Source organism: Polaribacter sp. Hel1_33_96, assembly GCF_002846595.1.
In the GTDB taxonomy this organism is placed as follows: domain Bacteria; phylum Bacteroidota; class Bacteroidia; order Flavobacteriales; family Flavobacteriaceae; genus Polaribacter.
This window is the reverse complement of record NZ_PJMV01000001.1, coordinates 1,716,262-1,730,078: the sequence shown is the minus strand read 5'-3', so window position 1 is coordinate 1,730,078 and position 13,817 is coordinate 1,716,262. Positions and strand designations below refer to the sequence as shown.

The window sequence follows — 13,817 nt, the reverse complement described above, 5'->3', positions numbered from 1 at the left end:
TTAATTGATTAATCAATTCGAAATTACTCAAATATAGGTATATCATTCTGTTGGATACAGCAGTCTTTACTATTTGTTTAGGGATTTTTTTCTATTGGAAGCAAAGTGTTATGAATAGAATTCAATGTTTTTATTCGTAAATCATTTAAAGAGTTTTCTTTAGTTATAAATTTTATAACCTTATTCTGATTCGGAATTAAATCAAAGAAATTATCAGAAAAATGACCTTTTCCTTTTGAGAATAAAAACACATCCTTTTGCAGGACATTACTTGTTAATATAATTGAAAAACCATTTTTTGTTTTCGAAACCACTTTTTTAATAATGCCTTTTGGTAAGTTTAAATCTTTGGGTTTCGTAAAGAAAAACACTGATTGTTGATTATTAAATTCAGTAATTAAAACGGAAGATTCGCTCTTAATACTTTCTAAAGAAAAATTAAAATATGGTTTGCTACTATTTTCTAAAACTTGAATTTCTTTAGAATCTTGCCAAATCTCTTTTCCATAAAAATCAATTAAGGTTACTTTTAAATTTCCTTGAATTGGATTAAAAGTATCATTTATAACAAAAGTTTTTACCTTATTTTTTTCAATAGTTGAAGAGATTAAGAGATTTTTAAAAGCATTTTTTGCTTTATATTGTAAAGCTTTCCATTGTCCGAAATAATCGATACTAGACCATGAAATTGAAGGCCAACAATCATTTAACTGCCAATATAAACTTCCCATATTAGTTGGTTTTGCTCTTCTGTGCGCTTCAATTCCCATGACAATTCCTTTAGCTTGTAATAGCTGACTTACATAAACGTAATCTTCTTCATTTTTGGAGATCTTATAATTACGGTTCATGTACTCTTCGATTAATTGAAAACCCTTTGCATGTTTTTGATGCAATTTTATTGCATCCGTTTTTAAGTTTATTGTATCATTTTGATTGATGTAATTGATAGTTTCAAAGCTTGGAAACGATTGAAACCCAAATTCACTCATAAATCTTGGTACATTCTTTTCAAAATGTTCAAAAGGATAGCCATCATGCCAAACCCACCAATCATGTGCATCACCTTCCATTTGATATTTCGGATTTCCTCTACCATATTTTGGTGAAGTTTCCCAATAATTAGTTTCGCTTAATTTCGCGACAGATTTAGGTAAAATAGTATCAAAGACGGCTAAGTAATCATTCCATATTTCTTCTTTTTCTTTCTTGGTTCTTTTGGCTTGCCATCCCCAACGTCTCCAACCTTCAGCATTTTCGTTATTTCCACACCACAAAGCAATTGAAGTATGATTTCGTAATCTTTTAATTTGCTGTTTCGCTTCTTCTTTAACATTTGCTAAAAACTCAATACTTCCGGGATACATCGCGCAGGCAAACATGAAATCTTGCCAAACTAAAATTCCTTTTTCATCACAGATATCATAAAAAATATCATTTTCATAAATTCCACCTCCCCAAACTCGCAACATATTCATGTTAGATTCAACTACATCAGATAACAATTTTTCATAATGTTGATTCGTAACTTTATTCTGAAAACTGTTTTGTGGAATATAATTTGCGCCCTTCATGAAGACAGGTTTTCCATTCAATTCAAAATAGAAAGATTCACCTATAGTATCTTTTTTAGCGATTAATTTTATAGTTCTAATCCCTTTTTTAATAGATTTTTCATCTTTTATTTTGCCATCAGAAATCAATTGAAAATTGAAATTATACAAATATGGATTTCCCAAATTGTGTGTCCACCATAATTTGGGGTTTATGATTTCAATTGGAACCTTATAGGTATGTTTTCCTTTTTTTAGAGAGATATTTGACGAAATTATTTCCCTGTTAATTTTTGTGAATAGTTGTATGTTCTTGTCATCCTTGCTTTCCATAATGACTTCAACCGATAAAAGTGCTTTATCCTTGTCAATTTCTTTTTGTCTGATGTAAATATTTTCAAATTTTAAATCATCCCAAGCTTTTAAAGTTATGGGTTTCCAAATGCCTAAAGTGTTTAGTTTTGGTCCCCAATCCCAACCATATTGAAACTGTGCTTTTCTGGTATAAATTCTTTTTCCTTCAGGTAATTTATAATTTGAATTTAGTTTTGCGGGGTTTTCAATACTGCCTGTATTCTCAAATACTATTTTTAATTCATTTGATTTATACATTGGTATATCTTTTAATGATATCGAATATCTTTTAAATGCGTTAGTTGTATTTAATTGATAATTTCCATTAATGTAAATCTTTGCATAAGTATCTAATCCTTCAAAATTGAGTTCAATTTTTTTTTTGTTTAAAATTTCTTCAGACAATGAAAAATTGGTTTTATACTCCCAATCCTTTTTAGAAACCCATTGTACCTTTTCTTCATTGGTTTTTATAAATGGATCTTCAATAACTTTATGAGAAAGTAAATCTGTAAATATATTTCCAGGAACAGAAGCAGATTTCCAATCTACAGTATTAATTCCCTTAAATTGCCAATTTGTATTTAATTCTATTTCTACGGGTAAATCTTTTTCTAGAGTACTGCATCCAAAAACAGTAAGCATTAAAAAGCCAACAAATATCCTACGCATTTTTAATCTCATATAAAATTTTTAGAATAGTTTCTTCATCTGAAACAGTTTGTTTTGTGTTATCAAAAAACACGTTTGAATTCGATATTTCTTTAGAAGCAGAAGTATGAACTTCCTTAAACCCACTGTCTTTAAATAAATTAACATTTTCGATGCTAATTCCACTTCCAGGAAGAATAATCAATTTGTTTTTTGCTAATTGTTGAAGTTCTATTAATAACTCAATTCCTTTTTCAGCATTAGGTTGTAAACCAGAAGTTAAAATTCTATCTACTTTTAAATCAATTAATTGTTTTAAAGATTCTTTTGGATTTGTAACACAGTCAAAGGCTCTGTGAAATGTAAAAGTCAATGGCTTAGAAAGTTCAATCAATTCTATTGTTCGCTCAATGTCTATGTTATTATTTGTATGCAGGACACCAGAAACTATTCCAGCACAACCTCGGTCTTTACATTGAAGAATGTTTTCTTTCATGATTTCAAATTCGGCATTAGAATAGTTAAAGTCTCCACTTCTAGGACGTATTAAAACCTGAACAGGTATACTTAAACTGTGCATCACTTTTTTAAGCAAACCGTGAGAAGGTGTAATGCCGCCAATAGGCAATTCACTGCACAATTCTATTCTGTGTGCTCCAGCTTTTTGAGCGTTAATAGCAGATTGATAGGAGTTGGCACAGATTTCTAAAATCATAGTTATTCGATTATGAGTTCATCAATAAACAACCATGCTTTATGACCCGCACCTTGTTGACCTTCTGGAATGATGCCGTAGTTTTTTATAATGATTTCTATTCTTGTAACAGAAATAGATGTTGTTGCAAAAGAATAATTGACTAATAATTTGTCTTTTTCCTCTATTTTACGAATATCATTTATTGTTTTTCCGTCTTCAAGTTGAAAACTAAACCCTATCTCCTTGGGTGCATAAATCCATTGTCCGTTACCATTGTAAAATCGTGTTGAGATGGTATTGATGTTTGTTGGACTGTCAAATTCTATGGTAATCTCAATATCTTCTCCAGAAAAACCTAGCCATTCTTTATCTCCATAACGTTTATTGTTTCCAGAAATACCGTTTATCAGGGCTTTTTTACCACCAGTATTATAGGCTGGGTGCGGTTCTTTATCAATTGATATTTTGGTACCCACACCTTTGTGTAGATTAATTTTTTGATTAAAAATATCTCCTAAAGCAGTGTTTTTTGAATCAAGAAGTACTGCTTTAATAGTCATAGATGAATCTACAGGAATTGGATTTGAATATAATTTCGAAGGAGCTGATTCATCTATTGAGTAGTATATGGGATAAGTTGAAGAAATAGTGCTCAATTCATAACTTAAACGGCCAGCTTTATTTTTTAAGTCACCTTTTACAGAATAAATATGATTAGCATAATTTACATCTAGTTGGTCTAATCTTTTTTGATACTGAGCTAGTCTATTAATGAAATCTGTATAATTTTTATTTTCAGGGGAAGACCATACCACTTCACTTAGTGCAACGACTCTAGGAAATGCCATGTATTCTAACTGTTTTTCAGTTTGCATATATTCTGTCCAAACATTTCCTTGTGCACCTTGTACATACCTAGATTCATCTTTAGTTAACTCTTCTGGTATTGGATTAAAATGATATACTTTTTCTAAGGGAAGAAAACCACCAATAGCTAAAGGTTCGTTTTCATTGTCTGATTGGTAATGATCAAAATAACAGTGAGAGCCAGGTGTTAAAATAACATCATGGCCGTCTTTGGCCGCCTGAATAGCTCCACTAGTTCCTCGCCAAGACATTACGGTTGCATTAGGTGCCAAACCACCTTCTAAAATTTCATCCCAACCAATAATTTGTTTTCCTTTGGAATTAATGTATTTTTCCATTCTCGCAATAAAATAACTTTGTAAACCATGCTCGTTTTTTAACTTTTTTTCTTTTATGAGTTTTTGACAATGAGCACATTTTTTCCAATTTGTTTTTGGAGCTTCATCCCCCCCAATATGAATATATTTTCCAGGAAATAATGCTACAACTTCGTCTATCACATCTTCTAGAAACTTAAAAGTACTTTCTTTTGGGCAATATACTTCATCAAAAACACCCCATTTGGTGGCCACTTCTACCTGTTCTCCAGTGCAGCCTAATGCTGGGTAGGCTGCAATAGCAGCTTGAGAATGACCGGGCATTTCAATTTCAGGAATAATGGTTACCTGCCTTGTTTGAGCATAAGCAACCACCTCTTTAATTTGTTCTTGAGTATAAAACCCACCATACTTTTCTCCGTCAAATTGATGAGGCTGGTCATTATAATGCCCCACTAACGTTTCATTTCTATAGGCAGCTATTTCTTGAAGTTTTGGATATTTTTTTATTTCTATTCTCCATCCTTGGTCTTCGGTTAAATGCCAATGAAAAGTATTCATCTTTAGTCTAGCAATTAAATCAATATACTTTTTGATAAAATCAATAGAAAAAAAATGTCGTCCAACATCTAAGTGCATTCCGCGATATTTAAATTGAGGTTCGTCTCGAAGTTCTAAACAAGGAATGGGAATAGCTAGATTATTAGATTTAATAGGCAGTAATTGCAGTAAACTTTGCACTGCATAGAAAGCTCCTTTAGAGTTTTTTGATACAATTAAAATATTATTTTCTTGAATTTTTAATTTATATCCTTCCTCATTAGTAATAGCATCATCAATATTAAAAACGATTTCTTTTGCCTCTTTATGTGGAGCAAAAGATAATTGATAATTCTCCTCTATATAAAGTTTAAAATAGTTTGAAACTTCGCTTAATTCATCATCTGAAATAAAACGAATATCTTCATCTAAGATAAAAACTCCTTTGTTTATTTGTTGGAATAGTGGTTTTGGTATAATCCCAATTTCCACTATTTGATTATCCTCTTGGGTACAGCTAAAAAAAAGAGGAATAATTAAAAACAGTAAATAATATGAATGTTTCATTTTTAGTATCTTCGGATCATAAAAATAAGAATCTCAGACCAATGAAGTTTAAATACTTTCTATTATTTTTTTTTACCATGGTTTTTTTATCGTGTAAAAACAAAGAAATAATCAATGTGGCAGTAAAAACAGCTCCTTTAATCTCTTATGTAAACCCATTTATTGGCACTGGTGGTCACGGACATACATATCCTGGAGCAACTATGCCCTTTGGAATGATGCAATTAAGTCCGGATACGCGCTTGGACGGTTGGGATGGATGTTCTGGGTATCATTATTCTGACAATGAAATCTATGGGTTCTCGCACACACATTTGAGTGGAACTGGAGTTTCTGATTATGGAGATATTTTATTGATGCCAACAAATAAACTAGTTTTTAACAATGGTGCTGACGGAGAAGAAGGCTATAAATCGAAATTTTCTCACAACAAAGAAACTGCTGAACCAGGTTTCTATAAAGTACATTTAGATGATACTAATATTGATGTTGAGTTAACAGTTTCTAAAAGAAGCGGAATTCATAAATACAACTTTCCTTCATCAGAGAATCAATTTGTGATTTTAGATTTATTGCATAGAGATAAGGTTTTAGATGCAAAAATCAATAGAGTTTCAGATACAGAACTTTCTGGTTATCGTTTTTCTGAAGCATGGGCAACAGATCAACGTTTGTTTTTTACAATAAAAACATCTCATTCTTTTTCTGACATTTTGCAATCACCAGCAAAACAAGGCATGACTGGAGCACAAAAGATAGCATTGAATTTTTTCAATCCAAAAAACGAACCGATAATTATTAAAATAGGAATTTCTGCAGTTGATATTGAAGGTGCAAAAAGGAATTTAAAAGGTGAAATAGGAAATCGAACCTTTGAGCAAGTAAAAAAAACTGCACAAGATTTTTGGGAGAAACAATTAGAAAAAATTGTTATTGAAGATAAAAGTGATGATTATAAGACTAATTTTTATTCTTCAATGTATCACGTTTCTATTGCTCCAAATCTGTATCAAGATGTTGATGGAAGATATAGAGGAATGGATATGAAAATCCACGAAGCCAAGGATTTCGACTATTATACAGTTTTCTCACTATGGGATACTTACAGAGCTGCGCATCCTTTATATACAATTATTGAACAAGAAAAAACAAACGATTTTATAAATACTTTTTTAGCAAAATATGATGAAGGAGGAATCATGCCGATTTGGGACTTAGCTTCAAATTATACTGGTTGTATGATTGGATATCATGCAGTTCCAGTAATTGCAGATGCATATCTTAAAGGAATTCGTAATTATAATACAGATAAGGCTTTGGAAGCAATGAAACACTCTGCAACTCGTGATAAACTAGGATTACAATCGTATAAAGAATTCGGATTTATTCCTGTAGAGAAAGAATCAGAATCAGTTTCTAAAACATTAGAATATGCTTTTGACGATTGGACCATTGGTCAGATGGCAAAATCAATGGGTAAACAAGTAGATTTTGAAAGCTACTCAGCACGCGGGCAATATTATAAAAATGTTTTTGATCCAACATCAAAATTTATGAGGGGCCGTTTTAGAAACAAATGGTTTGCACCTTTTGATCCTTACGAAGTAAATTTTAATTATACAGAAGCCAACTCATGGCAATATAGTTTTTATGTTCCACAAGATATTTCTGGATTCATGAATTTGCTTGGAGGAAAAAATGTGCTAGAAGAACAGTTGGATAAGCTCTTTGTTGCAAAGAATAAAACTTCAGGGCGTGAACAAGTAGATATCACAGGTTTAATAGGACAATATGCGCACGGAAACGAACCGAGTCACCATATGGCTTATTTGTATAACTTTGCAAATAAACCCTTCAAAACTCAGGAAAAAGTTCGTCAGATTTTAACAGAATTGTATACGAATACTCCCGATGGAATTTCAGGTAACGAAGATTGTGGACAAATGAGTGCATGGTATATTTTTTCTTCTTTAGGTTTTTATCCTGTTACTCCTGGTTCTAATCAATATATAATTGGTTCTCCTTTATTTGAAAAAGCGACTATTAATCTAGAAAACGGAAAATCATTTACAGTTGAAGCTAAAAATCAATCTTCAGAAAATAAATACATCAAATCTGCAACATTGAATGGTGATACTTATGAATATTCTTATATCAACCATCAAGATATTATGAATGGTGGAAATTTGGTTCTCGAAATGACAAACAAGCCAACGAAATGGGGCACAGAAGACCAGTTTATTCCTTCAACAAAAATTGATGAATATTTAATCGTTGCAGCTCCTTTTATAGCAAAAGGAGAAATTGCTTTTAAAGGGAGTACAGCAGTTACTTTGAAGTCAGTAGATAAAAAAGCAAAAATATTTTATTCCTTAAGTGATGAATTTAAGGAATATTCTATCCCTTTTTTAATTTCAGATAAAGTAACTTTAAAAATATTTGCTCAAAAAAATGACAAAAAAAGTGCTATCATTGCTACTAATTTTCACAAAATAAACCCTAACATTAAAATTGATTTGAAAACTGATTATGCAAATCAGTATAATGCAGGTGGAAAAAATGCTTTAATTGATGGCATTTTTGGTGCAGAAGATTTTAGAACAGGAACTTGGCAAGGCTATTTTGATACAGATTTAAATGCAATTGTAGATCTAGGGAAAGAAACGTTAATACAGACTATAAAAGTATCATTTTTAAAAGATCAAAGAAGTTGGATTTTTCTTCCAATAGAAGTAGAATTTTATACTTCTATTGATGGTTTAAATTTTGAGAAACATAGGAAATGGGAGTTTAAAATTCCAGAAAACACGGATGAGGTGAAAGTTGAAACCGTTCAAATATCAAAATTAGGTAAAGCAAGGTTTATAAAAGTAATTGCAAAAAAAATAGGCAAACTTCCAGAATGGCATTTAGGAGCGCAACATAATGGTAAAAGTTGGTTATTTGTGGATGAAATTCAAATAAATTAATTCAAATGAAAAGAAGAAATTTTATTAAAAAAGCGTCAGCAACCGGATTAGGTTTGGTGACAGTTTCATCAACAATAATTAGTTGTGATGAAGAATCAGGTAAAAAAGAATTGTATGGAGCAACTTTAAAACCACAAAGACCAGTTGTTATTGCAACCTGGAATACTCCTTTGGCTGTGGAAACAGCAGCCAAAATTCTAGAGAATGGAGGTTCTGCTTTAGATGCGGTAGAGTATGGTTGTAGGATTGAAGAAGCGAATGAAAAAAACCAAACTGTTGGTAAAGGAGGTATACCTGATAGAGATGGAGATGTAACATTAGACGCTTGTATTATGAATGATAAAGGCGATTATGGAGCAGTTTTAGGTGTGAAAAACATTACGCATGTTATTTCTTTGGCAAGAAAGGTAATGGAAGATACACCACATGTAATTTTAATTGGTGATGGAGCAGAAAAATTTGCTTATGAAAAAGGTTTTGAAAGAGAAAATCTATTAACTGAAAACTCCAAAAAAGCCTGGGAAAAGTGGAAAGAAAAATCAGAATATAAGCCTATTATTAATAAAGAAAATCATGATACAATTGGGATGTTGGCTATTGATAAGAAAGGAAATATTTCTGGTGCTTGCACAACGAGTGGATTGGCTTATAAAATGGCAGGTAGAGTTGGGGATTCTCCAATTATCGGAGGTGGATTGTTTGTAGATAATGAAATTGGAGGTGCATCTGCAACTGGATTAGGTGAAGAAGTTTTAAAAACTGTAGGTAGTTTTTTAATTGTAGAATTAATGAGGCAAGGAAAAACGCCTCAAGAAGCATGTGAAATAGCAATTGACAGAATTGTAAAAAAGCCAAATAGTAATTTCAATAATTTTCAAGTAGGTTATATTGCAGTGAATAAAAATGGAGAAACTGGCGCATATTCTATTCACGAATGGTTCAGTTATAATTTGTTCAAAGCAGGGAAAAATGTAAATATTAAATCAGATTATTTTAAAAAAGTATAAATTATGACGACAACATCAACGAATAAATCATACAAAAGTGCTTTTGTATTTTTAACGACTTTATTTTTCCTTTGGGGATTTATAACTGTATTAGTCGACAGTTTAGTGCCAAGATTAAAAGATGTTTTTGAGATGTCTTATGCAAAAACAGTTTTAGTTCAGTTTGCTTTTTTTGTTGCATTTTTTGTTTTCTCTTTACCAGCAGGTTTTATGCTGTCAAAAATTGGTTACAAGAAAGGAATCGTTTTAGGCCTGTTAACAATGGCTTTAGGTTGTTTATTATTTTATCCAGCAGCAGAATATAGGACCTTTTCAGTTTTTTTAATTGGTTATTTTACACTTGCTGGTGGAATTACAATTTTACAAGTGGCTGCCAACCCTTATGTTGCTTTGTTAGGCAGTGAGGATGGCGCGAGTAGTAGATTAAATTTATCGCAAGCCTTCAATTCTTTAGGTGCTACAATTGCGCCCGTAGTTGGAGCTTTATTCTTATTAAGTGATTCAGTAAAAACATCCGAAGAAATTAATCTTCTGAATGAAATTGGTAAAACGAAGTATTATGTGAATGAAGCAGCAACTGTGCAAACTCCATTTATATTCATTGCTTCTTTCATATCGATTTTAGCTGCTGTTTTTGCCTTTATAAAATTACCTAAAGTGATGCAAGATACTCCAAAAGGAGGGTACTTTACCTTATTAAAAAATAAAATGATGATGTTAGGTGCATTAGGAATCTTCGTTTATGTTGGTGCAGAAGTTGCTATTGGTAGTTTTTTGGTGAACTATTTCTCTGATATGAATTTAGCAACGATCGTTTCTCAAAATGAAACCATGATGTATATCGCGAATACGATTGCAAGTACTTTTAATAAAACATTCACAGATTCTGACCCTAAATCGCTATTAGGTATTTTTGTAATTTTCTATTGGGGAGGGGCAATGATTGGTCGTTTTGTTGGTGCCTATTTGACAAGAATAATGGCTCCAGGAAAAGTATTATCAATTTTTGCAAGTCTAGCAATTGCTATGATTTTAATTTCAATTAATACGACAGGTTTGGTTTCTATGTGGTCTATTTTAGCTGTTGGATTATTTAATTCCATTATGTTTCCAACCATTTTCACATTGTCTTTAGAAGGCTTAGGAGATTTAAAAGCACAAGCTTCTGGTTTGTTGTGTATGGCAATTGTTGGCGGTGCAATTATTCCATTTGCTTTTGGTAGTTTGATAGATGGTTTTGGTTTTAAAACTGCATTTATTTTAACGATTCTTTGTTATGGATATATTTTGTTTTACGGACGATTTAAGAATAAGAGCACTTCGTTAAAAACCTAAAACTTATAGACTTTATTATTAAGTAGCGATATAAATAAATCATAGAACTTGTTATCGATTGCTTATAATTTTGGATACTAACTTTAATATCTATTTCACATTATTTTATCTCAACTATCGTAAGAGAACTATTTTTTATTAATAACCTTTATGCTTAATTTGATTATGAAAAACATAATAAAGTTTTTAACTATTTCTGCAATACTACTGTTCGTAAATAAATCTATTGCACAAAACGGATTAGAAACTCAATTTAATATTGGAATACCTGCAAATATCGCCGCTAAAGAAATATCCAATTATACCATGTCTTTAGACTTAGCTTATTTATTTACAAAAGGACTAGGGAATCCAAGTAAAAATAGTGAAGGAGAAATTATTAAGATGAATAATAATCCAATTCATTCTAAAACTGTGCAGTATGGAATTTCTGCAGGTTATTTACATGCATTTAATGGTGAAAACATGGAAGATTTAAAGTTAATACCGATAGCAGCAGCTTTACGTATGTACTTTTTTAATATAGTATCTTTAGGAGGTGCTTTTGGCTATGCGGTTGGATTAGACTCAGAAGTTTCAGATGGTGGAGGATATATGGAAGCTTCTCTTGGTTTTGGCTCTCCCAAAAGGGCATTACTATTTACAGTTAAAGGAGTTAATTTAGAAGCTGGACCTAAGTTTGAATTATTTACAGCTAATCTTGGGATAAGATTTCAGTTTTAATCTTTGCAGCTATTCTTGCTTTTAATTACCCTGAATTAATCTCAGAGACTTCTAGATGATATCAAACAATTTATGCAACTATGGTTAAACTTATTTATGAACTTTTAGAATTGTTATAATTTTTTATAAAATGGGCTTAATGCTCATGGAAAAGGTTAGTTTCGTTCTGATGTCTTCTAATCAGGTTTAGCGAAACTAGCTTTTTTAATAGAAAATGGATAAGTAAAAAGACCTGTGTTAAATGAAAAAAAACCGAAGCAACATTGCTTCGGTTTTTAATTGTATCCCTTAGTGTTTTTTATTTCTTCTTTTTTTGCGCAGCTTGCTGCTCTTGTGCTTGTTTCATGGCAGAATCAATTTTTTGACGAAATTTACTTTTTGCTTTTTCAGGACGTTTTTTGTTTTCCTCTATTTGCGCGTGAATTTTATCTTCATCTATGACGTAGTGCTTAATTACTAACATAATTGCAATTGTTAACAAGTTAGAAATAAAGTAATACAAACTTAAAGAACTTGCATAGTTGTTAAAGAAAAACAACATCATAATAGGAGAGAAGTAAATCATGTACTTCATCATTTTACCCATATCTGGCATTCCTTCTTGTGCTGGTGCTTGCATGTTTGCTTGCTGACTCTGATTCATTTTCATATAGAAAAAGATGGCAATCGAAGCTAGAATTGGAAATAAACTCACGTGATCTCCATAAAATGGAATTGAAAAAGGAAGCTGGAATACTGTATCGTATGAAGATAAATCTGGAGCCCATAAAAAACTTTCTTGTCTCAAAGATAAGTTTGTTGGAAAGAACTTAAATAAGGCAAAAAATACAGGCATTTGTAATACTGCAGGTATACAACCCGACAACATACTAACTCCCGCTTTCCTTTGAATGGCCATGGTTTCTTGCTGACGCTTCATGGCGTTTTCTTTTCCTGGGTATTTCGCATTTAAAGCAGTTAATTCAGGTCTTATGACTTTCATTTTTGCGCTTGACAAGTACGATTTATAAACTAAAGGAGACATAAAAATACGAACGACAATGGTCATCAATATAATAATTAAACCAAAATTCCCCATAAAGCCTTGCAAGAAATTAAATACAGGGTAGAATAAGTTTCTGTTTAAGAAACCAAAAATTCCCCAACCTAAATCTGCTATTTCGTCTAACTTGGTTCCTGCGAACTCTTCTCCACTTAATAGATTATAATCACTTGGTCCATAAAACCATTTCATGTTATAATTTAACTCACCAGCTGTTAAAACTAAAGGTGTTTTTAATTCGAATTTTTTAGTGAAAACGGTATCAATTTTTTCGTCTTTCACTAAGTCAGTAGCACTAATTGTAGCACTGTTAAACGGAGTGTCCGTTAATAAATTACTCGTGAAGAAATGTTGCTTGTAAGCAACCCAAGCCAAATCATTTACATTGTCCTCTATATCAGCCTTGAAGTAATCAACATCATTTTCTGACTTGTAGTAGTATTCTGTATACATCGTATTTTCTGTACGAATACTTTTTTCGTGTCTGTAGCCAGTTAAAGACCAATCTAAATTAATCGAATTTGAAGAATTAATAATAGAACTTAAACCTTGAGATCGGACAGAAAAATCAACCAGATATGTTTTAGGCTTTACTTCATATCTGTATTCTAAAAACTGATTATCAGAAACTTTTAGTTTCATAGACAAAACAGAGTTATCCCCATTTTTCGATAAACTTGGTGCAAAAAATAAATCTTTTGTATTCAGAATTCTGTTATCTGTGGTTCCAAAATTGATGTTAAAAGATGCGTTATTATCCTTTATCATATATAACGGAAGCGAATCATGTGTTTTATAATTTTTAATTAAAGCCTCAATAATTTGTCCACCTCTATTATCAATGGTCAATTTCACCAATTCATTTTCTATTACAGAATTTCCATCAGAACCATTAATAGCGCTTAAAGCAAAAGCACCTAATCTGTTTTTGGCTGCTAGTTGTTGCAAAGAATCGTTTACGATGGCTGGTGTAATATCGGTAAATGCATTTTTAGTGCTACTGTTATTTGATGAATCTGTTACTTGTTCTATAGTTGTACTTTTTGGTTCAACTTCAGGGGCATTTGTATAAAAATACCAAAGCATAATTCCTCCAAGAAGAATCATTCCTATAAAAGAATTAAGATCGAATTTTTTTTGTTCCATGGGTTAGTTAAGTGTCAATTTGTCATTTTATCAAGAAATACTAAGTATA

8 protein-coding genes are annotated in these 13,817 nt (G+C 31.5%); 4 read left to right on the top strand and 4 right to left on the bottom strand.

The genetic code is table 11. From position 1 onward, the window contains the following. Positions 1-77 precede the first annotated feature (77 nt). From ATE90_RS07680 to ATE90_RS07670, 3 genes are read right to left on the bottom strand one after another with little or no spacing between them, the layout of a single operon-like run. Positions 78-2,579 carry a beta-mannosidase gene (locus ATE90_RS07680; RefSeq protein ID WP_101451524.1) on the bottom strand — a complete coding sequence of 834 codons (2,502 nt, stop codon included), beginning with the start codon at positions 2,577-2,579 and terminating at the stop codon, positions 78-80. Beyond that, the gene (locus ATE90_RS07675; protein ID WP_101451172.1) at positions 2,572-3,273 is read right to left on the bottom strand and encodes a copper homeostasis protein CutC; all 702 of its coding nucleotides are present in this window, start codon (positions 3,271-3,273) and stop codon (positions 2,572-2,574) included. Before ATE90_RS07675 ends, ATE90_RS07680 begins: the two co-directional genes overlap by 8 nt. Before the next feature lie 2 nt (positions 3,274-3,275). Next, on the bottom strand, positions 3,276-5,546 hold the full coding sequence (locus tag ATE90_RS07670) for a beta-N-acetylhexosaminidase (RefSeq protein ID WP_101451170.1): 2,271 nt from the start codon (positions 5,544-5,546) through the stop codon (positions 3,276-3,278). Between the two features lie 77 nt (positions 5,547-5,623). Here ATE90_RS07670 and ATE90_RS07665 point away from each other — a divergent pair, with 77 nt between their 5' ends. The 4 genes from ATE90_RS07665 (at position 5,624) to ATE90_RS07650 (ending at position 11,580) form a co-directional block, all read left to right on the top strand. Beyond that, positions 5,624-8,515, top strand: coding sequence for a GH92 family glycosyl hydrolase (locus ATE90_RS07665; protein WP_254712302.1), 2,892 nt, complete (start codon positions 5,624-5,626; stop codon positions 8,513-8,515). 5 nt (positions 8,516-8,520) lie between these two features. Continuing rightward, positions 8,521-9,522 (top strand): isoaspartyl peptidase/L-asparaginase family protein, encoded by a 1,002-nt coding sequence (locus tag ATE90_RS07660; RefSeq protein ID WP_036785473.1) that lies wholly within the window; start codon positions 8,521-8,523, stop codon positions 9,520-9,522. A gap of 3 nt (positions 9,523-9,525) precedes the next feature. Beyond that, the gene (locus ATE90_RS07655) at positions 9,526-10,857 is read left to right on the top strand and encodes a sugar MFS transporter (RefSeq protein ID WP_036785475.1); all 1,332 of its coding nucleotides are present in this window, start codon (positions 9,526-9,528) and stop codon (positions 10,855-10,857) included. A 165-nt stretch (positions 10,858-11,022) separates the two neighbouring features. Then, positions 11,023-11,580 carry a hypothetical protein gene (locus ATE90_RS07650; protein ID WP_036785477.1) on the top strand — a complete coding sequence of 186 codons (558 nt, stop codon included), beginning with the start codon at positions 11,023-11,025 and terminating at the stop codon, positions 11,578-11,580. A gap of 298 nt (positions 11,581-11,878) precedes the next feature. On the opposite strand, the gene yidC is transcribed toward ATE90_RS07650, so the two are convergent. Then, a complete protein-coding gene (gene yidC, locus ATE90_RS07645; RefSeq protein WP_036785479.1) occupies positions 11,879-13,768 on the bottom strand; it encodes a membrane protein insertase YidC in 1,890 nt (629 codons plus the stop codon). Between the last annotated feature and the right edge of the window lie 49 nt (positions 13,769-13,817).

What these genes read in the sequence shown, in the direction of transcription:
- yidC (WP_036785479.1), bottom strand. Translation starts at nt 13,768, where the DNA reads ATGGAACAAAAAAAATTCGATCTTAATTCTTTTATAGGAATGATTCTT.
- ATE90_RS07670 (WP_101451170.1), bottom strand. Translation starts at nt 5,546, where the DNA reads ATGAAACATTCATATTATTTACTGTTTTTAATTATTCCTCTTTTTTTT.
- ATE90_RS07665 (WP_254712302.1), top strand. Translation starts at nt 5,624, where the DNA reads ATGGTTTTTTTATCGTGTAAAAACAAAGAAATAATCAATGTGGCAGTA.
- ATE90_RS07680 (WP_101451524.1), bottom strand. Translation starts at nt 2,579, where the DNA reads ATGCGTAGGATATTTGTTGGCTTTTTAATGCTTACTGTTTTTGGATGC.
- ATE90_RS07660 (WP_036785473.1), top strand. Translation starts at nt 8,521, where the DNA reads ATGAAAAGAAGAAATTTTATTAAAAAAGCGTCAGCAACCGGATTAGGT.
- ATE90_RS07675 (WP_101451172.1), bottom strand. Translation starts at nt 3,273, where the DNA reads ATGATTTTAGAAATCTGTGCCAACTCCTATCAATCTGCTATTAACGCT.
- ATE90_RS07655 (WP_036785475.1), top strand. Translation starts at nt 9,526, where the DNA reads ATGACGACAACATCAACGAATAAATCATACAAAAGTGCTTTTGTATTT.
- ATE90_RS07650 (WP_036785477.1), top strand. Translation starts at nt 11,023, where the DNA reads ATGAAAAACATAATAAAGTTTTTAACTATTTCTGCAATACTACTGTTC.